The 21,138-nt window shown below is 69.9% G+C and carries 22 protein-coding genes; 9 read left to right on the top strand and 13 right to left on the bottom strand.

Annotated elements, in window-relative coordinates:
- Positions 1–86: 86 nt before the first annotated feature.
- Positions 87–1,022, bottom strand: coding sequence for a LysR substrate-binding domain-containing protein (locus tag ACWD01_RS06140; RefSeq protein ID WP_451158869.1), 936 nt, complete (start codon positions 1,020–1,022; stop codon positions 87–89).
- A gap of 142 nt (positions 1,023–1,164) precedes the next feature.
- Between ACWD01_RS06140 and ACWD01_RS06135 the strand changes: the two genes are divergently transcribed.
- Both ACWD01_RS06135 and ACWD01_RS06130 read left to right on the top strand, forming a co-directional pair.
- Complete coding sequence (locus ACWD01_RS06135) at positions 1,165–1,719, top strand: peroxiredoxin (RefSeq protein ID WP_356892538.1); 555 nt, start codon at positions 1,165–1,167, stop codon at positions 1,717–1,719.
- 6 nt (positions 1,720–1,725) lie between these two features.
- On the top strand, positions 1,726–2,259 hold the full coding sequence (locus ACWD01_RS06130; RefSeq protein WP_451158586.1) for an alkyl hydroperoxide reductase: 534 nt from the start codon (positions 1,726–1,728) through the stop codon (positions 2,257–2,259).
- Between the two features lie 67 nt (positions 2,260–2,326).
- Here the strand turns inward: ACWD01_RS06130 and ACWD01_RS06125 are convergent, their stop codons facing one another.
- The 5 genes from ACWD01_RS06125 to ACWD01_RS06105 all read right to left on the bottom strand — a co-directional run bounded on the left by ACWD01_RS06125 (position 2,327) and on the right by ACWD01_RS06105 (position 8,549).
- Positions 2,327–3,097 carry a hypothetical protein gene (locus ACWD01_RS06125; protein WP_451158584.1) on the bottom strand — a complete coding sequence of 257 codons (771 nt, stop codon included), beginning with the start codon at positions 3,095–3,097 and terminating at the stop codon, positions 2,327–2,329.
- A complete protein-coding gene (locus ACWD01_RS06120) occupies positions 3,094–4,461 on the bottom strand; it encodes an AI-2E family transporter (RefSeq protein WP_451158582.1) in 1,368 nt (455 codons plus the stop codon). The genes ACWD01_RS06125 and ACWD01_RS06120 overlap by 4 nt, the downstream gene beginning before the upstream one ends.
- A gap of 160 nt (positions 4,462–4,621) precedes the next feature.
- The gene (locus tag ACWD01_RS06115; protein WP_451158580.1) at positions 4,622–5,323 is read right to left on the bottom strand and encodes an aggregation-promoting factor C-terminal-like domain-containing protein; all 702 of its coding nucleotides are present in this window, start codon (positions 5,321–5,323) and stop codon (positions 4,622–4,624) included.
- Between the two features lie 418 nt (positions 5,324–5,741).
- The gene (locus ACWD01_RS06110; protein WP_451158578.1) at positions 5,742–7,064 is read right to left on the bottom strand and encodes a PhoH family protein; all 1,323 of its coding nucleotides are present in this window, start codon (positions 7,062–7,064) and stop codon (positions 5,742–5,744) included.
- A 723-nt stretch (positions 7,065–7,787) separates the two neighbouring features.
- Complete coding sequence (locus tag ACWD01_RS06105) at positions 7,788–8,549, bottom strand: isoprenyl transferase (protein WP_451158576.1); 762 nt, start codon at positions 8,547–8,549, stop codon at positions 7,788–7,790.
- Between the two features lie 109 nt (positions 8,550–8,658).
- Between ACWD01_RS06105 and mgrA the strand changes: the two genes are divergently transcribed.
- Entirely contained in the window at positions 8,659–9,696 is a 1,038-nt protein-coding gene (gene mgrA, locus ACWD01_RS06100; protein ID WP_451158574.1) for an L-glyceraldehyde 3-phosphate reductase, read from the top strand.
- Positions 9,697–10,050: 354 nt separating this feature from the next.
- Entirely contained in the window at positions 10,051–11,220 is a 1,170-nt protein-coding gene (locus ACWD01_RS06095) for a winged helix DNA-binding domain-containing protein (RefSeq protein WP_451158572.1), read from the top strand.
- Between the two features lie 31 nt (positions 11,221–11,251).
- Here the strand turns inward: ACWD01_RS06095 and ACWD01_RS06090 are convergent, their stop codons facing one another.
- The gene (locus ACWD01_RS06090) at positions 11,252–11,968 is read right to left on the bottom strand and encodes a prepilin peptidase (protein WP_451158570.1); all 717 of its coding nucleotides are present in this window, start codon (positions 11,966–11,968) and stop codon (positions 11,252–11,254) included.
- 40 nt (positions 11,969–12,008) lie between these two features.
- On the opposite strand from ACWD01_RS06090, the gene ACWD01_RS06085 reads away from it, so the two are divergent.
- Together ACWD01_RS06085 and ACWD01_RS06080 are read left to right on the top strand one after the other, a co-directional pair.
- On the top strand, positions 12,009–12,389 hold the full coding sequence (locus ACWD01_RS06085; protein WP_451158568.1) for a DUF192 domain-containing protein: 381 nt from the start codon (positions 12,009–12,011) through the stop codon (positions 12,387–12,389).
- 63 nt (positions 12,390–12,452) lie between these two features.
- Positions 12,453–13,181, top strand: a complete 729-nt coding sequence (locus ACWD01_RS06080; protein ID WP_451158566.1) for a hypothetical protein — start codon at positions 12,453–12,455, stop codon at positions 13,179–13,181.
- On the opposite strand, the gene ACWD01_RS06075 is transcribed toward ACWD01_RS06080, so the two are convergent.
- The 4 genes from ACWD01_RS06075 to ACWD01_RS06060 all read right to left on the bottom strand — a co-directional run bounded on the left by ACWD01_RS06075 (position 13,182) and on the right by ACWD01_RS06060 (position 15,809).
- Positions 13,182–14,258 carry a hypothetical protein gene (locus ACWD01_RS06075; RefSeq protein WP_451158564.1) on the bottom strand — a complete coding sequence of 359 codons (1,077 nt, stop codon included), beginning with the start codon at positions 14,256–14,258 and terminating at the stop codon, positions 13,182–13,184. It lies immediately after the preceding gene.
- Positions 14,259–14,903: 645 nt separating this feature from the next.
- Positions 14,904–15,287, bottom strand: coding sequence for a hypothetical protein (locus tag ACWD01_RS06070; RefSeq protein ID WP_451158562.1), 384 nt, complete (start codon positions 15,285–15,287; stop codon positions 14,904–14,906).
- A 33-nt stretch (positions 15,288–15,320) separates the two neighbouring features.
- Positions 15,321–15,494 (bottom strand): hypothetical protein, encoded by a 174-nt coding sequence (locus tag ACWD01_RS06065; RefSeq protein ID WP_451158560.1) that lies wholly within the window; start codon positions 15,492–15,494, stop codon positions 15,321–15,323.
- 78 nt (positions 15,495–15,572) lie between these two features.
- A complete protein-coding gene (locus ACWD01_RS06060; protein WP_451158558.1) occupies positions 15,573–15,809 on the bottom strand; it encodes a hypothetical protein in 237 nt (78 codons plus the stop codon).
- A gap of 151 nt (positions 15,810–15,960) precedes the next feature.
- Here ACWD01_RS06060 and ACWD01_RS06055 point away from each other — a divergent pair, with 151 nt between their 5' ends.
- The 3 genes from ACWD01_RS06055 to ACWD01_RS06045 all read left to right on the top strand — a co-directional run bounded on the left by ACWD01_RS06055 (position 15,961) and on the right by ACWD01_RS06045 (position 19,903).
- A complete protein-coding gene (locus tag ACWD01_RS06055) occupies positions 15,961–16,902 on the top strand; it encodes an endonuclease domain-containing protein (protein ID WP_451158556.1) in 942 nt (313 codons plus the stop codon).
- A gap of 1,956 nt (positions 16,903–18,858) precedes the next feature.
- Positions 18,859–19,701, top strand: coding sequence for a helix-turn-helix domain-containing protein (locus ACWD01_RS06050; RefSeq protein ID WP_451158554.1), 843 nt, complete (start codon positions 18,859–18,861; stop codon positions 19,699–19,701).
- 10 nt (positions 19,702–19,711) lie between these two features.
- Positions 19,712–19,903 (top strand): hypothetical protein, encoded by a 192-nt coding sequence (locus ACWD01_RS06045; protein ID WP_451158552.1) that lies wholly within the window; start codon positions 19,712–19,714, stop codon positions 19,901–19,903.
- A gap of 17 nt (positions 19,904–19,920) precedes the next feature.
- Here the strand turns inward: ACWD01_RS06045 and ACWD01_RS06040 are convergent, their stop codons facing one another.
- Together ACWD01_RS06040 and ACWD01_RS06035 are read right to left on the bottom strand one after the other, a co-directional pair.
- Positions 19,921–20,532 (bottom strand): OmpA family protein, encoded by a 612-nt coding sequence (locus ACWD01_RS06040; RefSeq protein WP_451158551.1) that lies wholly within the window; start codon positions 20,530–20,532, stop codon positions 19,921–19,923.
- Positions 20,529–21,107, bottom strand: a complete 579-nt coding sequence (locus tag ACWD01_RS06035; RefSeq protein WP_451158549.1) for a hypothetical protein — start codon at positions 21,105–21,107, stop codon at positions 20,529–20,531. The genes ACWD01_RS06040 and ACWD01_RS06035 overlap by 4 nt, the downstream gene beginning before the upstream one ends.
- Positions 21,108–21,138 lie beyond the last annotated feature (31 nt).

The raw sequence follows: 21,138 nt of genomic DNA, 5'->3' as shown, positions 1-21,138 counted from the left end.
TTTGAGGCGCGGGTCCGGGCGGGGACCGGTTGCGGGAAGGGGCGGGTAGGGGAACAGCCCACCGCAGGCTCCACCCGCCCGCGCCCTCAGCCCGCCACCCGCACCGGCAGCCTCCCCATCGCCTCGCGCAACGCATCCGCCAGCTGCTCGAACTCGTCCGCCCGCGCCGAGCCCGACCGCATCGCGAGGGCGATGCGGCGCGACGGGGCCGGGTCGGCGAACCAGCCGGTGTGGAGGTTGCCCGCACGGCCCGTCTCGACGTCGACGGCCGTGCGCGGCAGGAGCGTGACGCCGAGGCCGCCCGCGACGAGTTGGACGAGCGTCGCCAGGCCGGCGGCCGTCGTCGTCACGGGACCGCCTTCCGTGCGGCCCGCCTCGCGGCAGATGTCGAGGGCCTGGTCGCGCAGGCAGTGCCCCTCGTCGAGCAGCAGCAGATGCAGTTCGCGCAGCGCCTCGCGCGGAATGTCGTGGCGGCCGCCGAGCCAGTGGCCCTCGGGTGTGACGAGGACGAAGTCCTCGTCGAAGAGGGGCAGCTCGGTGACCCCCGGCACCCCCAGCGGCACCGCGAGCAGCAGCAGGTCGAGCCGCCCCGCGGACAGCCCCTCCAGCAGGGAGGACGTCTGCTCCTCGTGGACCTGGAGGTCCAGCTCCGGGTACCGCTCGTGCACCAGTTTCAGCACCGTCGGCAGCAGATACGGCGCGACCGTCGGGATCACCCCGAGCCGGAGCACGCCCGTGAACGGGGCCCGTACCGCTTCCGCCTCCTCCATCAGCAGACCGACCGCGTCGAGCACGGCCTTGGCCCGTACCGCCAGCCGTTCGCCGGCCGGCGAGAGGAGGACCTTGCGGGTCGTACGCTCGAGGAGCTGGACACCCAGTGCCTCCTCGAGCGCCGAGACGGCGCCGGAGAGCGCGGGCTGGCTCATCCCGATTGCTGCCGCCGCGTCCCGGAAGTGCAGATGCTCGACCACGGCGGCGAAGGCGCGCAGCTGTGCGAGACTCGGCTGTTTGACCCTATTTATTGCGGCCACTGATAAGTACCTCCGATCGCGATGACCGAGTCTAGCTATTTCCGCGATCAATGCACTCTGTGCCACTATCAAGATCCGTCCAACCCCACCGGATGACCTCAAAAGGGAAATCCTGTTTTTGCAAGGAGAGCGCGTGCTCACTGTCGGTGACCAGTTCCCCACGTTCGAACTGACTGCCTGCGTCTCGCTGGAGAGCGGCAAGGAGTTCGAGGAGATCACCCACAAGTCCTACGAGGGCAAGTGGAAGGTCGTGTTCGCGTGGCCCAAGGACTTCACCTTCGTCTGCCCGACCGAGATCGCCGCGTTCGGCAAGCTGAACGACGAGTTCGCCGACCGTGACGCCCAGATCCTCGGCTTCTCCGGCGACTCCGAGTTCGTCCACCACGCCTGGCGCAAGGACCACGACGACCTGCGTGACCTGCCCTTCCCGATGATGGCCGACTCGAAGCACGAGCTGATGCGGGACCTCGGCATCGAGGGCGAGGACGGCTTCGCCCAGCGCGCCGTCTTCATCGTCGACCCGAACAACGAGATCCAGTTCACCATGGTGACCGCCGGCTCCGTCGGCCGTAACCCCAAGGAGGTCCTGCGGGTGCTGGACGCCCTGCAGACCGACGAGCTGTGCCCGTGCAACTGGACCAAGGGCGAGAACACCCTGGACCCCGTCGCGCTGCTGTCGGGCGAGTGATCCGCGATGGCTCTCGATGAACTCAAGGCCGCCGTACCGGACTACGCCAAGGACCTGAGGCTGAACCTCGGCTCGGTCATCGGCAACAGCGAGCTTCCGCAGCAGCAGCTGTGGGGCACCGTGCTGGCCTGCGCGATCGCCTCGCGTTCGCCGCGGGTGCTGCGTGAGCTGGAGCCGGAGGCGAAGGCCAACCTCAAGCCGGAGGCGTACACCGCCGCCAAGTCGGCCGCCGCGATCATGGCGATGAACAACGTCTTCTACCGGACCCGGCACCTGCTGTCGGACCCCGAGTACGGGACGCTGCGCGCCGGTCTGCGGATGAACGTCATCGGCAACCCGGGTGTGGAGAAGGTCGACTTCGAGCTGTGGTCGCTCGCCGTCTCCGCCATCAACGGCTGCGGCCAGTGCCTCGACTCGCACGAGCAGGTGCTGCGCAAGGCCGGTGTGGGCCGCGAGACGATCCAGGAGGCCGTGAAGATCGCCGCGGTGATCCAGGCCGTGGGCGCCACGCTCGACGCCGAGGCCGTCATCGCCGAGTAGTACGCCCTGCACAGGGGCGACAGAAGGGGCCCGCCGGTCCGGAAACGGATCGGCGGGCCCCTTCCCGCTACGACCCGGAAGGCGTCTCGGCGCTCTTCAGCTCGGCCATCAGTGCCCTCATGTCCTGGACCATGACCGGCTGGACTTCGGACACATCGGTCAGCGGCTCACCGGACTCGTGGTCCCAATCGCTGGTGACACTCAGGGTGAACACCGCTTGGCCGTCCAGGACGTGCAGGGTGGACGAACCGCCGACCTCCTCGTCGGTAATGAAGGCTCGCTCCCCCAGGCCGTCGATCCGCCGCAGAGGAACGGTCTCCTCGTCGCCGGTGTCGATCCGGGCGGCGACCCAGCCCTCGAACTCCGGCCCGGGATCGGTCTTCTTGTGCAGCGTGTAGCTCAGGGAGACATGGGGGAACGACGTCAGTTCGTTGCCGTCCTCGTCCGTCTCCACCACATGACCGGGCGGCCGCAGGTCGGCGTAGCACCAGGCCTCGTGGAGGCTCTCGTGTTCACTGCCCCACCCTCCGGACCCCTCGTCCATGCGCTCGCCCACCGTCGCCGTCAGGCCCTTGAACTCCGCGTCGGCGCAGAGATCCTCGCTCACCCGGTAGCCGCCGAGGTCCGGATCCCCGTGTCCGTACGCGTACAGTCCGGCCGCCCACACCGCCGATGCGACGACCGCGCCGCCGAGGGCCCAGAGCCATGCGGGGCGCGACGGGCGGGGGGCGGCGGGGGCGTCGCCGTCCGCCAGCACGTCGTCGGAGGACGGCCGCTGCTGGGGAAGTTCGGCCGCACCGAAATGCCCGTCGGGCACCATCTCCGGCTCTGAGATCACCGCTCCTCCCGCTCCACGGCAGCGTCCGCCGGCGCGGGCGCGGCAGCAGCGTCGAGGGAGGTCGAACCGTGCGGCGGCGGCGAATGACGCAGCGCCTGTTCCCTCCCGTACACGTTGAGATAGGTGACCACCGTGTTGGTCACGGCCACCAGCGGCACCGCGACCACCGCGCCGCCGATGCCGGCGACCAGGCCGCCGGACGCGACGGCGAGGACCACGGCGAGCGGGTGCACCCGTACCGCGCGGCCCAGGATGAAGGGCTGGAGCACATGGCCCTCGATCTGCTGTACGGCGAGGACCACGACCAGCACCATCAGCGCGGTGAACACGCCCTGGGTGACCAGGGCGACGACGACCGCCAGCGCGCCGGAGACGACGGCGCCGACGAGCGGGATGAAGGCGAAGAGGAAGATGAACACGGCCAGTGGCACGGCCAGCGGGACGTCGAGGAAGTAGAGCCCGAGGCCGATGAAGATCGCGTCGATCAGCGCGACTATCACCGTGCCGCGGACGTACGCCGTCAGGGTGCGCCAGGCGCGCGGGCCGGCGCCCGCGACTCCGGGGCGGGCCACCGACGGGACGAGCTTCAGCACCCACTGCCAGACCCGCTTGCCGTCGTACAGCAGGAACAGCGTGGAGAACATCGCCAGCAGTATCCCGGTGAGCACCTCGACCATCACGGTCACGCCCTGCAGGCCGGCGGTGGTGATCTCCTCCGTGTTGGTGCCGATCGTCTCGCTGAGGTTCTCCGCGATATCGTTGATCTGACTCTCTGTCACATGGAACGGGCTGTCGAGCAGCCAGCGTTTGAGCTCGTCGATGCCGTCCCTGACCCGGTCGGAGAGGTTGTCGAGGTTCTCCATGACCTGCCAGACGACGAACCAGCCGACCAGGCCCATGATGACGAAGCCGAGGATCGCGGTCACGGCGGTGGCCAGTCCCCGCGGCAGCCCTGTCCGGCGCAGCCTGCCCACCGTCGGCTGGAGCATCGCGGTGACCAGCAGGGCCGCCACGAACGCCAGCACGACCAGCTGCACGGCGCTGATGACCCTCATCAGCACCCAGAGGGTGCCCGCCAGGACGAGCAGCCGCCAGCCGGCCTCCGCCGCGACCCGCATGCCCCACGGGATCACGGCCGCCGCGTCGGGCTTCGCCGCGACGGCGGGCGCGTACGCGGGCGGCGGCGGAACGCTCTCCCGGGGCGGTACGGCGCCGGGGAGGTCACCCTCGGTGTCCGCCACGGGCTCCAGGTCCGCCGCGGGGTCCAGCTTCGCCGCGCTCTCCGAGCGGCGCTCCTCCAAGCGCTCGCTCATCCGGGTCAGCCCGGCGCCTACGCGGCCGAGCCATCCTGGAACCTTCGACATGATGCTTCCTCTTCCCCCACGACTCCACCCTGCGCCTGGGGGCGCGGGGTGGCGGCCCCCACCCGGGATCATCGAATCACGACCGTACACGCACGGAGCCCCTCACCGTAGGACGGTGAGGGGCTCCGGAAAGTTGAGTCCCCGGCGGACCGGTACCCGACTAGTACCAGCGGTTGGCCTGCCAGAACGACCAGGCGCCGCACGGGCCGCCGTAGCGGTCCTCCATGTAGTTCAGGCCCCACTTGATCTGGGTGGCCGGGTTGGTCTGCCAGTCGGCGCCGGCCGTCGACATCTTGGAACCCGGCAGGGCCTGGACGAGACCGTACGCACCCGAAGACGGGTTCTGCGCCCGGTAGTTCCAGCTCGACTCGTGGTCCACGATGTTGCTGAAGCACTGGAACTGGTCGGCGGGCACCATCTGCCGCGCCATCGCCTGAACCTGGGCGATCGTGTACGACGACTGCGCGGAGAAGCTGGACGCGTCACGGACGGCGCTGCGGTTGGCCCGCGCCTCCGCCGCCTCAGCCTCCGCGCGTGCCTTCTCCGCACGCTCCTCGGCGGCCTCCTTCTTGGCCTCCGCGGTCTTCGCGGCCTGAAGACGCGCCGACTCCTCGGCGGCCTTCTTCGCTGCCGCGTCCGCGGCGGCGGCCTGGGCGTCGGCCTGCTGCGCCAGGGACGACACCTGGATCTGGGCCTGCTCGCCCATGGGAATGTCCGCGAGGAGCGTCGTGTCGGCAGCGGTCGCCTCGAGGCTGTCGCCCGAGGGCTGAGGGTTGCCCGACGCGACGCCGACGACGGCGCCGACGGTGGTGACCGCAGTCGCCGAGGCGACTGCGAATCCCCGGACCGAGATCCGGCTCACACGGTTTCCTTCCAGCATGCCCGCTTAGGTGACCTCGCGAGCGCAATCGTGCCCCTGGCGCTGGCCTCCCACTGCTTGGGTCACGGGAGGCGCGGACCCGGCGAGGCAACTCCACGGGGAGCTGCCACGTTGTACTCGCGGGCGGCATACGACGGACAAGTCTTGAGTTGTGTGTTGCTGTGCACCGGTCGTGGTGCGGGTGTGTCGCATGCGGGGCCTGACGGAAGCAAGACTCTGCCGGAAGCCGATACCGCAAGGCAATTCTTCGCTGAGTGTGAAAGCTCACACCCCGTTCACACCAGGGCTTTTGAGGGAAACGGCGGACAGCGCGACGCCGCCCGGCTACGCTCGTGCGCTTTGCCGGGCGGCGTCAACCAGCTTGTCCTATTTGCCAGATAGGCCTACTGGTCCTATCGGATCAAAGGTGCACGTCCTCCAGCATTTCGGTCACCAGGGCGGCGATCTGGGAACGCTCGGAGCGCGTGAGGGTGACATGCGCGAAGAGCGGATGCCCCTTCAGCTTCTCGACGACGGCGACCACTCCGTCGTACCGGCCGACCCGCAGATTGTCCCGCTGCGCGACGTCATGGGTGAGGACGACCCGGGAATTCGCCCCGACCCGGGACAGAACCGTCAGAAGCACGTTCCGTTCCAGCGACTGGGCCTCGTCGACGATGACGAACGCGTCGTGCAGGGAGCGGCCGCGGATGTGGGTCAGCGGCAGCACCTCCAGCATCCCGCGGTTCAGGACCTCCTCGATGACCTCGCGGCCGGCCACCGCGGACAGCGTGTCGAAGACCGCCTGCGCCCACGGACTCATCTTCTCGGCCTCGGTGCCCGGCAGATAGCCGAGCTCCTGCCCGCCCACCGCGTACAGCGGCCGGAAGACCATCACCTTCTGATGCTGCCTGCGCTCGAGGACCGCCTCCAGGCCCGCGCACAGCGCCAGCGCCGACTTGCCGGTGCCGGCCCGGCCGCCCAGCGAGACGATGCCGACCTCCTGGTCCAGCAGCAGATCCAGCGCGACGCGCTGCTCGGCGCTGCGGCCGTGGATGCCGAACACCTCACGGTCGCCGCGCACCAGACGGACGTTGCCCTCCGCGGTGACGCGGCCCAGCGCCTTGCCGCGCTCCGACTGCAGCACCAGACCGGTGTGCACGGGCAGCTCGGCCGCCTCCGGCACGTACAGCGTCTCCTCCCCGTACAGCAGGTCCACCTGCTCCGCGGACAGCGGCAGTTCGGACATACCGGTCCAGCCGGTGTCGGTGATGGCGAGCTCCGCGCGGTACTCCTCCGCGAGCAGGCCGACCGAGGACGCCTTGATACGCAGCGGCAGGTCCTTGGACACGACCGTCACGTCGTACCCCTCGGCCTGCAGATTGCGCGCGACCGCCAGAATCCGTGAGTCGTTGTCCCCCAGCCTGAAGCCGGCCGGCAACACGCCGGGATCCGAGTGGTTGAGCTCGACGCGGAGCGTGCCACCGAGGTCGCCGATCGGGAGCGGCGCGTCGAGACGGCCGTACCGGACGCGGAAGTCGTCGAGCAGGCGCAGCGCCTGCCGGGCGAAGTAACCGAGCTCCGGATGGTGCCTCTTGGCCTCCAGCTCCGTGACCACGACGACGGGCAGCACGACTTCGTGCTCGTCGAAGCGGCTCATCGCGTTCGGATCCGCCAGCAGGACGCTGGTGTCGAGAACATAGGTGCGCCTGTCGTTCATACGGCGCTTTGTGCTGTTCACCACGGAAGGACGTACCCCCTCGGACGAGGTCGGGGTGCGACGGCGTCGCGGGCCATGGGTCCACCCGCCGAAGCGGGCGACGGGCCGGGCTCAGGCCACGATGCGCGGGCCGAGCGCCGGCCCTCCGCGTGGTCCGCACCGCTGGTGCAGTCCTTCGTGTGCAAAGGGCCTCCCGGGTGAGCGGTGTCGGCCGCTCACTGAGATACGACGTTCGTGGATCGGACGTCGACCTGCATGGGGTATGCCCTCGAACGAGTGCGGCCATGCCAGGGGTGGGCGGTCACCTCGATGAACAGGAGGTGACGGGGGGTGGGGGCGCGCCGCTGCGCGGGGCCTGGTCCCCACCCCGCCCCTTCCCGTAACTGGGGGCGCTGCCCCCGGGCCCCTGCGCCTCAATCTCCCCCCTATGGCCTAACGGCCATGGGGGGGACCCCCAGGCGGGGGTGGAACTTGCCCCTCCCGTCAGGGCTCCGCCCCGAACCCCGCGCCTCAAACTCCCCCTACGACCTGGCGGCCGTGGGAGGTGCCCCCAGCGAGGCTGAAGTGGCCGGGCAACTCCAGCCCGGTCGGCGATTGAGGCCACCGCGCGGAGCGCGGTACCGGGCCCGGGCGAAGCCCGGCCCACCCAGCGGTCACCGCGCGCGGTGACGGAGCACCAAGCCACGCCCGGGGCGCAGCCCCGGGTTCGGGGAAGGGGCGGGGAGGGGAACACGCCCCGCCCCGCCGTCAGGAGCCGTAGCGCCGATGCCTCGCCGCGTAATCCCGCAGCGCACGCAAGAAGTCCACCTTCCGGAACGCCGGCCAGAAGACTTCGCAGAAGTAGTACTCGGAGTGCGCGCTCTGCCAGAGCATGAAGCCCGACAGCCGCTGCTCCCCGCTCGTGCGGATCACCAGGTCCGGGTCCGGCTGCCCCCGGGTGTACAGGTGCTCCGAGATGTGCTCGACGTCGATCGTCTCCGCGAGCTCCTCGAAGCTCGTGCCCTTCTGCGCGTGCTCCAGCAGCAGCGACCGCACCGCGTCGGCGATCTCCTGGCGGCCGCCGTAGCCGACGGCGACGTTGACCAGTATTCCGGGGACGTCCGCCGTGGCCTGCTCGGCTTCCTTCAGGACGGTCTGCGTGTGCGCCGGGAGCAGGTCCAGCGTGCCCACGTGGTGCACACGCCAGCGGCCGTCCGAGGCCAGGTTGCGCACGGTGTTCTCGATGATCCCGAGCAGCGGGGTGAGCTCCTCCGGCGGGCGGTCGAAGTTGTCCGTGGAGAGGAGCCAGAGGGTGACGACCTCGACGTCCGTCTCCGCGCACCAGCCCAGCAGCTCGGAGATCTTGTCGGCACCGGCCTGGTGTCCCTGTGCTGCCGTACCGCCCGACGCCTTGGCCCAGCGGCGATTGCCGTCGAGGATCACACCGATGTGCTTGGGCACCTGGGCATGGTCGAGGCGGCCTTCCACCCGGCGTGCGTAGAGCCCGTACACCAGGTCGCGCAGGTTCACAGTTCTTTACACCCCTCCGTGCGGCAGTCCCCCGAGGCCGCAACAGTACTGCGGGCCGGTGACAGCGGCCCAACCCGGTGTGTCACAAGTCCGTGATAAGGAGGGAAGCGTGACTGATACCCCTTACTACCGGGCCTCCGCCGACCGCTACGAGTCGATGGAGTACCGCCGCTCCGGCCGCTCCGGCCTCAAGCTGCCGGCCCTCTCGCTCGGCCTCTGGCACAACTTCGGCGACGACCGGAGCCTCGTCCCGCAGCGCGCGATCCTGCGCCGCGCCTTCGACCTGGGTGTGACCCACTTCGACCTGGCGAACAACTACGGGCCGCCGCCCGGCTCCGCCGAGCTGAACTTCGGCAAGATCTTCGCGCAGGACTTCGCCGCGTACCGGGACGAGCTGATCGTCTCCACCAAAGCCGGCTATCAGATGCACCCCGGCCCGTACGGCGAGTGGGGCTCGCGGAAGTATCTGCTCTCCTCGCTGGACGCGTCCCTGAAGCGGATGGGGCTCGACTACGTCGACATCTTCTACTCGCACCGCTTCGACCCCCACACCCCGCTCGAGGAGACGATGGGGGCGCTCGCCTCCGCCGTCCAGCAGGGCAAGGCGCTGTACGTGGGCGTGTCGTCGTACAACGCGGAGCAGACCGAGCAGGCGGCCCGGCTGCTGAAGGAGATGGGCGTCCCCGCCCTCATCCACCAGCCCTCCTACTCGATGATCAACCGCTGGATCGAGAGCGACGGCCTGCTCGACACGCTGGAGACGGCCGGCATGGGCTGCATCTCGTTCGTGCCGCTCGCCCAGGGCCTGCTCACGAACAAGTATCTGAAGGGCATCCCGGAGGGCTCACGCGCCACCCAGGGCAAGTCGCTCGACCCGAACCTGCTCTCCGACGAGGTGCTGCGCCGGCTGCGCGGGCTGAACGACATCGCCACGCGCCGCGACCAGTCGCTGGCCCAGCTCGCGATCTCGTGGGTGCTGCGCGACCCGCGGATGACGTCGGCCCTGATCGGCGCGTCGAGCGTGCGGCAGCTGGAGGAGAACGTCGCGGCCCTGGCCGGCGCGCCGCTCACCGACGCGGAGCTGGAGGAGATCGACACCTTCGCCGTCGACACGCAGGGCACCAACATCTGGGCCGGTCGCAGCTGACCCCTTCCCGGGCCGGGACGGCCGGGGAAAAGAAAACGGGCCGGTCCGTGGGGGGGATACGGACCGGCCCGAGGGGGGGTTTCCACCATAACCCTTCGTAAGCGGTGACGAGTGCCACGCCATGCCGGAAGTCCGCGCCGAATTCGCCGCGGGGCGGTGACGGCGGTGCACCGGACGGCGTGCAGGCGGTGCGGCACCGGCCCGACGCCCCGGAGGCGTACCTCCGACGGGGGACCCCGGCCACGAGGCGCCACGTTGACGAATGCAGTGACGCTCCGTCAACTCCTCGGTAGATCAGGCTGATTGAGCCATAGCGGACGGTTTCTGGCCTATATCCCTCCTACCGTCTTCCCCATGACGACGACCCATGTGACATGGACCCGGGCGAACGCCCGCCGACTGGCCCGCCAGGGCCTGGCGGGCCACCCGGAGAAGGCGGCGCCCGACTCGCCCGCCCGGGTCACCGGCACGATGCTCGGCGCGCACGCCCAAGTGCTGTCCGCCGCGGAACTGTCGGTCGCCCTGCGGCTGCCTGCCGGTACGACCCGGACGGACGTACGCCGGGCGCTGTGGACGGACCGGACGCTGACCAAGACGTACGGCCCCCGCGGCACCGTCCATCTGCTGCCCACGGCGGACCTCCCGATGTGGACGGGCGCGCTGTCCGCGGCCCCGGCCGGGCCGAACCCGTGGCCCGAGGACGTACGGATGACTCCCGAGCAGACCGACGAGGTCGTCGCCGCCGTCCGCGACGCGCTGGCGGGCGAGCCGCTGACGGTCGACGAACTGACGGACGCGATCGTCGACCGCACGGGGCCGTGGGCCGGCGACCACGTCATGGAGGCGTTCCAGGACAAGTGGCCGCGCTGGCGGCAGGCCGCCCACACGGCCGCCCACCGCGGGGCCCTCGCCTTCGGCCCGAACCGCGGCCGCAAGGTCACGTACACGAGCCCCGGCGTCACCCCGACGGACGGCCCCGCCGCCGTGACGGCGCTCGTACAGCGCTATCTGTACGCGTACGGCCCGGCCACGCCCGCGCACTTCGCCCGGTGGCTGGCGGCGCCGAGGACGTGGGCGTCCGGGGTGTTCGGGGACCTGGCCGCCGCGGGCCGTATCGAGCAGGTCACCCTCGAGGGAGACCCGGCCTGGGTCGTCGCCGGCGACACCGACTTCCCCGACACCGCGCCGCCGCCCGGCGTACGGCTCCTCCCCTACTTCGACGCGTACGTCATCGCCTGCCAACCCCGCGAGCGGCTCTTCCCGGGCGCGGCCTTCGACCGGGCGCTGGGAGGGGGCCAGGCCGGCAACTACCCGGTGGTGCTGGTGGACGGGATCGTGGCCGGCGTCTGGCACCAGCGCCGTTCGGGCAGACGCATCGCGGTGACGGTGGAGCCCATCGGCCCCGCGTTCCGAACGGCCCGCGCCCGGGCGGAGCTGGCCGCCCAGGTGGACCGCGTCGGCGAGGTGCTCGAGGGCCGGGCCGAGCTGACCGTGGGCCGGGTGGCGGTGGGACCGCACGCCTGACCGCACGCCTGCCCGGGCGGCCGGGGCGCCGTCAGCCCCGTACGCCGACTGCCCCCAGCAGCAGGCCCAGCCAGGCCCCCGCCAGCATGAACGGCCCGAAGGGGATCGTGCTTTTGCGCCCGGCGCGGCGCAGGAAGATCAGCCCGAGCCCGTACACCGCGCCGAGCAGGAACCCGGCGAACGCTCCCGCGAACAGCACGGCCCAGCCGTACCAGCCGAGGACGACGCCCAGCGGCAGCGCCAGTTTCACGTCCCCGAAGCCCAGGCCGCCGGGGTGGACCAGGAACAGCACGAAGTACGCCGCCCCGAGCGCCGGTCCGCCGAGCAGCGCCGTCGTCCACGAACCCGCCGCGTCCGACGCCAGGGTGGTGACGCCGAGCAGGATCACCGCGCCGGCCGCGAGCGGCAGCGTCAGGTGGTCCGGCAGCCGGCGGACCGTCACGTCCACGAGCGCGAGCAGCACGGCGAAGGGCGCCAGCACCAGCCAGACCGCCGACTCGGGCCGCTCGCCGACCGCCGCGGCGAGCGCGGCGCAGACCAGTGCGGTGACCGCCGGCGCGGCGAACCGCCCCGGCAGCGGGGCGGAGCAGCAGGCCCCGCCCACCCAACCGCCGTACGGGTGCCCGGCCGGGCAGGCCGTACGCCAGGCCTCACCCGGCTCCACGGACAGCCGGTACACCGCACGGGGGCACAACCACCCCGCCCCGGCGCCCCACAGGGCGGCCACGACCACCAACGCTGCTTCCACGCCCCTGACCCTAGGCCGACCAGGCGTTACCGTGAACGCCATGAGGCGGCGGCAATGGCGCGACGGCACCGGCATGTTGACGGTCGACGGCCGCCCCGTGGCCCCCGTCGAGATCGCCGCCCGCTACCGGACCCGCCGCCGTGGCCTCCTCGGCCGGGACGGCACCGACGGCGCGATGCTCCTCACCCCGTGCAACAGCGTCCACACGATCGGCATGCGCTTCCCGATCGAAGTGGCCTACCTGGACGGCGAGTTGCGCGTCCTCGCGGTCAGGACCATGCGCCCGGGGCGGGTCGGGCTCCCACGCCTGCGGGCGCGGCTGGTGCTGGAGGCGGAGGCGGGAAGGCTGTCGGCGTGGGGGGTGCGGACGGGCGCCGAACTGACCGTCACTCCTTCCCGCGGCCCGCGTGCCACGGACTGAGCCGTACGGGTCCGTGCGAGGATCGGTCCCATTGCCCTCTGTTGTTCCGCCGAAAGGAAACCGGTGCTCGCCCGACGCTCCAAGTCCGTCCTCCGCCCCCTGGCCCTCGCCGCCATACTCACCGCTGCCGCGGTCGGCTGCGGAGGCGGTTCCGACACCGAGTCTTCCGGCAAGGACTCCGGGGCCGACGGCACGCAGGCGTCGGCCACGACCCGCATCGAGTCGGTCAACAAGACCATGCGCGAGACCTCGTTCAGCTCCACCGGCACGACGACCGCCTTCGAGGGCGCGACGCAGAAGACGTCATGGGACCCGGAGCAGGGCTTCCGCATGGAGGTCACCGGCGCACCGCAGACGGCCGGCGGCGAGATGTACTGCAAGGACGGCACGAGCTACACCAGCGCCCCCTTGTTCGCCGCCATGCTGGGGGCGAAGGGCCAGCAGATCACCGTCCCGGAGCGGCTGTCCGACGTGTACGTGTCCAGCGAGACCGGCGGGGACTGCGCCGCCTTCTTCGCCCTCGCCCCCACGGGCGAGTACGCCCCGGCCAAGGACACGACGGTCGACGGCAGGAAGGCAGTGGCCATCGAGGTGTCCTCGGGCCCGTCGAACGACACCTACCTCATCAGCGCCGAGGCCCCCGACCACCTGCTCAAGCAGGAGGCGTCCCGGGACGGCAAGACCAGCACCACGACGTACACCGACTTCGGCAAGGAGATGGACATCTCCATGCCGGCGCAGGACAGGACGATGACGATGGCGGAGTTCCGCACGGCGATCGGCGCGGGCTGACTATGGGGCCGATGAGTCGTCCGGAATCTTGATCGTCAGCGGTCCGCAGCCGAGACGTTGGGCCTCTGCCTTGACGTAGGCCGGGAAGACGCGGCGGATGAAAGTGAAGTCGCGGCCCGCCTGGCGTTCCTGCGCCATGAAGAGGACTGCGCCCTTGGGGCACTCGGCGCGGACCGCCGAGAGTGTGGGCGAGTACGCCCCATTGACCTCCGCCTGCCCGGTCACCTCGACCCGGCGTCCACCGTGGATGGAGGCCAGGCCAAGGGCGCCGGTCAGGTCCTCCTCCTCGATCGTCTCCAGCCGGAGCTGGGGCTTGATCGTGTGGCCGTAGACGATGTCGCAGGTACGAACCGGGCTGTTCTCGCCTGCCGACATCCGTATCCGGGCCTCGGATTCGACGTAGTGCTCCGGCAGGACCGCTCCCTGTGCACCGCACAGGGAGCGATCGGCGCCCACCGGCCGGTAGTCGGGTACCGCGGCCGTCGGGCCCGGCTCGGGCAGCGGTTCCGAGCAGCCCAGACGCTCCATGGCGCCGTTCGCGACATGAACGGCCGTACGGGCGAGTGCCGTCTGCAGAGCGGCCCTGGTCTCGGGGTCCTCGCTGTTCGCGATCTCACTGTCACCCATGCTGAGGTCGACGACGGCCGGTCCGCTGAACAGTCCGGGCTTGACGCAGGTGTCCGGCAGCGCGACCCAGGCCCGCGTGTCCGAGGCCATACCGAGCAGTCCGTCGCCCAGGGGCGTCAGCCGCGAGGACAGAAAGTCCTCGGACCAGGGGACGTTGTGGCTTGCTTCGCGACCGCTGAACTGATGGAAACGGATGTCGAGCCGGCGGTCGTCATGGCTGTCGTCATGGCTCGCGATTCGGCATCGGCCGTCCACAAGCCCCCTGCCCCCGCGCTCCGGAGCGATGTGGGAAACCCGGGTCTCCTCGCCGAAGAGCTCGTCGAGATCCTGGTCCGTCACCGACCCCCAGCACGGCGAGTAGTTCAGAAAGGGCAGTGAGTCGCTCTGCCACGCGACGACACCGGCCCCGAGCGCACCCCCGACGAGGGTGAGCGCCACTCCGCTCAGCAAGCGCCGTACGCGACGGCTCCGGGCGGGTATCCCGGAAGGTTCCGCCACCGGCTGCCCCGCGCTCTGCACCCATGGTCCCGTCTGCACGTAAGTCCACTCCCCGTCCCGTCCCCCGATCGCTGTTCGCGCCGGCAAGACCGAGCCTTCCACACCGCGTCGGCCGCACTCGACTCGGTCAGCTTGGCGCACAGCCAGCCTGGCCGATCACAGCCCGTCCAGCAAAAGAGACATCACGAGTCTCAGCCATTTTCAGGTTTTCGATCGCAGTGTCCAATCCTCCGAGGGGAGTGCGCTATCGATTTCACTGCTTTCTATCTGCATCACACGCGAGTCATCCACGGAAACATTCCAGGAAACCGTCCCGCCAGGAGAGAAGGCCTGGCCGCTGGATTCCAGAAGCCCCTCATCAGGGAAAAGCGCTGACAGCTCCTCACCCGCGCCAGGGACCCCGCAAATTGCTTTGGGCACGGCGGATCGGTCATTGGCGAATCCAGCGGTCCCCGCGAAAATAGAAAACGAACGACATGTACGCCTTCGGAGAGTCACACTTCGCCCGGACCACGGCGTGGTCGCTTCCGATCACCGCATCGCCCATGAACGAAACCCTCCCCTTCTCGGCATGCTTGGACGGCACTGATTTCCAGTTCACTGGATCCGGGGGCCGATCCCAGTACTGCAGACTGACGGCCAGAACGGACCCGTGATCGCCTGCGACACCTGCTCCATCCAGCGTGACGCGACCTCGCTGTACTGCCCGAGCCGAAGAGTCGCGCTCGCCGTCTGGCTGCCCCAGTCGCGGAACGCGTCACCGCCCTCGCCGTGCCAGGGCAGGCCCGTGACGTGGGCCCTGATGTCCTCGCCGATCTTCGTAATGGCCGAGGACGCCTTCGCGAGTTTCGTTGCGAGCAAGGAGGCCCCGGACGGGTCGGCGGAGGCCAGCAGTGCGACGAGCTGCTGGTGGGTCATCGACTCGAAGTCCGTGCTCCGAGGATGCGGCTGCGGCGCGCTGCCGCCGGGCCGGTCGGTCATGTTGTACCCCCGTGTGGTTCCGTGCCCAGGCCGTCAGAAGCCTGTCTTCTTGTCCGCTTCCTTCTCGGTGCGCGCGTCCTCGACGAACGGGTCCCGGTTCTTGTCGTAGTACGACTCCACCTCGGCGTTGATCGCCTTCATGCGGGCCCGGATGTCGTCGTCGACGCCCTCGTAGCCGGCCTGGGAGGTCTGGACGGCCAGGCCCATGCCCTCGATCTGGGTTCCGAGGACTTTGGACAGCTTGGTGAGCTCGTCATGGACGACGGCGTACGACTCGAAGAGAAACTAAGCCTCCCCGAGCTCAGGCGCGCCGAGCTGGGCGCGGCGGAGGCGGTCGTCGCCCATCTTGCCGGGCGCGGCCTCTGAGCCGTCGAGCTCGATCAGCAGATTGTCGACCCGGGTCTTGAAGGCCCTCATCTTCTCGGCCTCGATCTTCAGGGCCATTTGCGGATTCACCGCGTACAGGCTGTCGAACGACTGCCCCGTGTCGGGCGATGCCGCTCCGCTTCCTGCGTCAGCCACAGCGCCTCCCCCGCGATCACAACTGCGCCACCGATCATCCTATCCCGCTTACACTCCGGGCTTCACAGCAGCAATTGAGCCATCGTCAGCCGGGAGACCGGAACCGACTTCCCGCCTGTTGTCCACAGAGGGTGCAGACCTGCGTGCCGATATGGACACTTCGCTTGTGCAGGATCTGACGCGACTCACCCATAACGGCCTACTGCTGACCGCATGCGCCCGGGCTGTCGGCTGGTCGGCCGATCGGCTCGCCCGGCGGCTGCGCCATGACGGCTGGTTCCAGATCGAGAGGGGCGCGTGGTCGGCGCCGGGCGTGACCGTGGACTGGCGACTGCGGGCCCGAGCGATGCAGATACTGAGGCCCCACCTGGTTTGCAGTCACGGCACGGCCGCAGCCCTGCACCGGATCGAGCTCCTGACGTACGGCCCTGAGCTCGCGCACCTGGAATTCAGCACAGGGATCCGCGGCTCCACCCGCCGACGCGGTGGCGTCCGCGTACACATGCTGCAGCTCTCCGACGCCGACCGGTGCGTCCGGAGCGGGCTGGTTGTGACCACACCTGTGCGCACAGTCGGCGATCTCCTACGCGCCGGACCTCGTGACGAAGCCGTCGTCGCCGCCGACTCCGCTCTTTCGCCTCGCCGCGTCGCAAACGTGTCCCGCCCGGCGTTGGTGACCCGCGCCGGACTCACGGCCGAGCTCGCCGCACCGCTGCACGGGGCGCAGCAGGCCCGGCAGTGGCTGTGCCTCACAGACCCGGGGGCCGGATCCCCGGCGGAGACGTTCGCCCGTTTGCGGATGCACGACGCCGGGCTGCACCCGGCGTCGCAGGTCGTGCTGCGCACACCCGGCGGGAGGACAGTCCGCCCGGACTTCCTCTTCCGTGGAGAGGGACTGATCGTCGAGATCGAGGGCTACGCCTTCCACGGCACGCGCGCAGCTCACGAGCGAGACCTCCAGCGTTTCAACGAGCTGGCCGGATGCGCGAACGTACGACGGGTGCTGCGCTTCACGGCGCGCGAGGTCTTCCTGTCGCCGGACGCGGTCGTCGCATCGATCCGCCACGCGCTGAAGGACCTGGCCCGGGCGTGAAGCCGCCGGGGCCTTGGAGCGAGCCGGGTTGACGTGTCTCACGGTCCCGGGTGTGGCCGGGTCCGGGATGTCTGGCGTGGGGCCGCCCTCTTGGTCTTGATGGTCGCGGCTCCGGGCCGGGCGTCAAGGGCGCTGCGGTCGTTCCTCCCTCCGCGTCGCTGCGCGATGGGCTGCGCCCACCCTTGACGCCCGCCCCTGCGCCGCTGGTGACGCATTTGGGAGGGCGGCCGGGGGAAGGGGGCCCAAAGGGTCCGTCTGTCCCGGGCCGCCGTGGGGGCCTGCCGCCCCTTGGACCCTGCGGGGCACGCGGCAGTGGAGTGGGGCGGCCCGGCTCGGCTCAGCGACCGGCGGTGAGGAATCGGCTTGGCTTCATGCCCGGCTGGTCACCGCCCAGGGAAGGGAGTTGAGGACACGGAAGGGTGCCGCTCCGTCGCCCCGGCTGCGGGCGGGGCGCGCCCGGGAAGGAGGGGTCGCTGGGGCGGAGGGGCCCGCCCTGGCGTCAAAGTGTCGACATGACAGGGCGGGTTGGAGCGCCGCTCCAGAGTTGTGAGCACTTAAGGGCACATTCGTGTCCGATTCGCCCCGATGTAAGTGCTCCTTCGTGATGACAACTTCCCTTACAGGGTCCGAAACCCCTACGGCACAGGGGCATATCCGCCGCATTCCACCTCGCCTCCCGTCCCAGGAGCCCCGGGCCCGGGGGCGCACCCCGAACCGGAGGAATGGACCCGATCCCGAGGGCCGGTGCGAACCGAACCGGGGAGCGAACCCGCCCCCGGAACGGACCCGCACAGCCGACGGCAGTGACCAGCGGGGCATGGGCTGCCCATCCGCCTCGGTCAGTCGCCGAGTCGAGCCGGGCCGCCCCATGCAACTGCCGCGCGGCCCCGCAGGGCCCACCGGCTCGCAGGCCCCCACGGCGGCCGGCTACGAACCCACCCGACGGGGAGCCCCTCCCCCGGCCGCCCTCCCAAGAGCGTTAACAGCGGCGCAGGGACGGGGTCAAGGGTGGAGCGCAGCGGAATCGCCGCAGGCGACGCGAGGGAGGAACGACCGAGCGCCCTTGACCCACGGACCGGAGCCGCGACCATCAAAACCAGGAGGGCGGCCCCACGCAAGCCGGACAACCGGGCAAAGAGGGAGAGCGTTCCCCGTCGCGCCCGCGGGTGCGCCAACGTCGGACACTCCTCGGCGTCAGGGGCATCATCTGGGCAGGAGAACCCAGGTCTTGGCACCTCGGTGGGGTGGCTGGGTCCGGCAGATGCCCCACTTGCCGCCCCAGTCGTCCACGACGGCCGCCAGCAGCCAGAGCGCGCAATCGGCGTTCCTCGCAGCGGGAGTTGGTGACCGGATCCGCGTGGCGGGGGTGCTGGTCCCAGACGGCGAGACGCAGGGGCGTCGCCCCGCTGGCGGAGGAAGAGGTAGGCGTCGTCGCGTGGCGTCAAGCGGGTCGCGACGGCGACCAATTCGGAGGCGGCCTGGACGGCGGAGAACGTGAACGCCTCCAGGCCGCGGACGCGAAGGGCCGACGCCACGGCGGCCCGGGCCACGCTCGCGCTGCATGCGTCGCCGGGGACGGTCAGACTCAGCACGGAACCGGGCCGACGGTGCCCGTCGGGATGTGCGGCGGTTCGGGTGGGGCGTGGAGGGACAGGGCAGAGCGAGACCGGTCGGAGGATAGGCGTCATGGCGAACTCCTGTGTCGAAGGCTGCTTCCGGCTCGTGTGAGTGGTGGCCTGTCTCCCTGACGCGCGCCCGCCCCTCCCAGGGACGGAGTTTCGGGCGGGCACGCGTGATGCACTTCCGACTCGGTAGCAAATAAGCGGTGCAGTACTCAACGTAGACAGGTCGTGGCACATGTGCCACGACTTCATGGGCAATTGCCACTATGAAGTGGACCGGTACACATGTACGGCTGCAGACTGACCCCCGACCGACCGCCCACGAAGGGGCAGCATGCCGACTCGACCGACTCCGACTGAACGTCAGAAGCGACTGGGCGCCGAGCTCAAGAAGATGCGCATAGCCGCCGGCGTCACGACCGAGTACGCGGCAGGGCTGCTAGGGATCGACCGAACCAAGATCTCCAACATGGAGGCCGGCGTTCGGCAGTTCACACCCGAGCGGGTACGGACGCTCGCCTGCAACTACGAGTGCGCCGACGAGCCTTACGTGGACGCGCTGATTCACATGGCATCAGCACGCGAGCGCGGTTGGTGGGAGCAGTACCGCGGCACCCTCCCGCAAGGCATGCTCGACATCGCCGAACTCGAATGGCGTGCTGTTCGGCTGCACACCATGCAGGTTGTTCACATACCTGGCCTGGTGCAGACCGAGGACTACGCCCGCGCGGTTTTCGGCGCGGTGCTTCCGCCGTTGTCCCGGCTGGAGGTGGAACTGCGTATGACTCATCGCATGCAGCGTCAGCAAGTGTTGGAGCGCCTGCCCTACGTCGGGTACATCCACGAGGCAGCGCTGCGGATGCACGTCGGCGGCACCAAGGTCATGAGGGCACAGCTCGAGTACCTCTGCTGCATGTCCGAGCGGGAGCACATCATGCTGCGGGTTGTTCCGGTCGAGAGCGGAGCCTTCCCCGGTGCGGGACACGCCATCCTCTACGCCGAAGGCGGCGTGCCCCAACTGGACACCGTGCAGCTCGACTCCGCCCATGGACCCGACTTCATGCATGCCGAGGCCCAGCTGGCCAAGTACCGAACCCACCTGAGCTGGATGGACTGCGCTGCACTTCCGGCCGACCGGTCGCGGGACTTCATCCACTCCGTCGCACGCCAACTCTGACAGGGACGACATGACTGAGATCAACTGGGAAGACGCCTTCTGCGGCGAGGGCAACAACTGCTTCCGCATAGGCACGGATGCCGAAGGCAACGGCTATATCGCCGTAGCCGGCCAGGAGGACCGTCCCCTCACCGACAGCCGCGAGGCGCTGCGGATCCTGATCCGCGAGATCAAGTCCGGCAAGGTGGACCATCTGCTGTAGCGGCCCGTGCGCGTCGGTCACTCCCGGGGGAACGACACCTCCACGCGGCGGTTCTTGCGGCGGCCCTCCTCCGTGGCGTTGCTGGCGATCGGGTAGTCCTCGCCGTAGCCGCGGATCTCGTACGTGATGCCCGCGCCGCTCAACTGTTGCGAGAGCACGCTGTGCACCGCGTCCGCGCGCTCCTTGGACAGTTTGTCGCCGTGGGCCTCGGTGCCGAGGTCGTCGGTGAAACCGAAGACGCGGATCTTCTTGGCGCTCTGCGTCTTGATCTCGGCGGCGATGGCCGCGATACGGGACGCCGCCTCGTCCGAGAGCTTCGCGCTGTTCTTGCCGAACAGCACCTCGGCCTGGAGCGCGAACTTGATGTCCGAGTTGGTCTCCTCGCGGCGCTCCTCACCACTGATGTCCTCGACGACGGACTTGATGTCGATGACCTTCGGCTCGGCGAGCGTCGCGCCCTCCGGGAGCTTGAGGTCCGAGTCCCTGGCGTCGATCCTGACCGGCGCCGCGGCGGGCGGCGCGGCGTACGGGCCGTCGTCGGCGAACGCGTCGCCCGCGCCGAGGAGGCCGAGGGAGAGCACACCCGCGAGAACGGCGGCGGTCGCGGTCCTGGTCGTGGTGGGGGTCATGACAGCTCGATCGTGGTGCTGGGGAAGCCGGGCAATTGGAGCGCCAGCTGAGTGGTGTCGGCGGGGGGTGCGGGGAACTGCGCGAAGAAGGCGAGGCTGTCGCCCGCCTTGATGAACGGCGCATAGGCGTAGGTGGTGAGCGGCCGGTTGTCGGTGTCGCGCAGCACGTAGTAGCGCTTCTTGCCCTTGGAGTCGACCAGGGTCATTCCCGCGAAGGAGCGCCCCGTGGCTGCGACGGACTGTTCCATGCCGTTCCAGCGGACAGGGGTGGTGAACCCTTCGGAGGTGGCGTTCTTGATCTCTCCGTCGATCGTGAGGAATCCACCCTCGTCGCGCTTCGCCGAAAAGACCGACATCTCGACCCCCTTTTCACCCCTGGCCGCTGCGATGGGCTGGCTCGGCGTGGTGGCCGCGGCCTCCGGTGCGGCGTTGCCCTCGTCGCCGCTCTTGGTGCCAGGGGCCGACGAGGAGCTGCTCGGGTCCGGCTCGTCGCCGCTCCCGCCGCAGGCCGACAACGTAAAGATCAAGGCGGCCGACAGCACGGCTGCCGCCCCGGCCCGGCGCATGGTGCTCATGTGCCGCATGCTCATCAATCCTGTTCCTTTG

Source organism: Streptomyces sp. NPDC002835, assembly GCF_053591995.1.
This window is presented reverse-complemented; position numbering and strand designations above follow the sequence as displayed.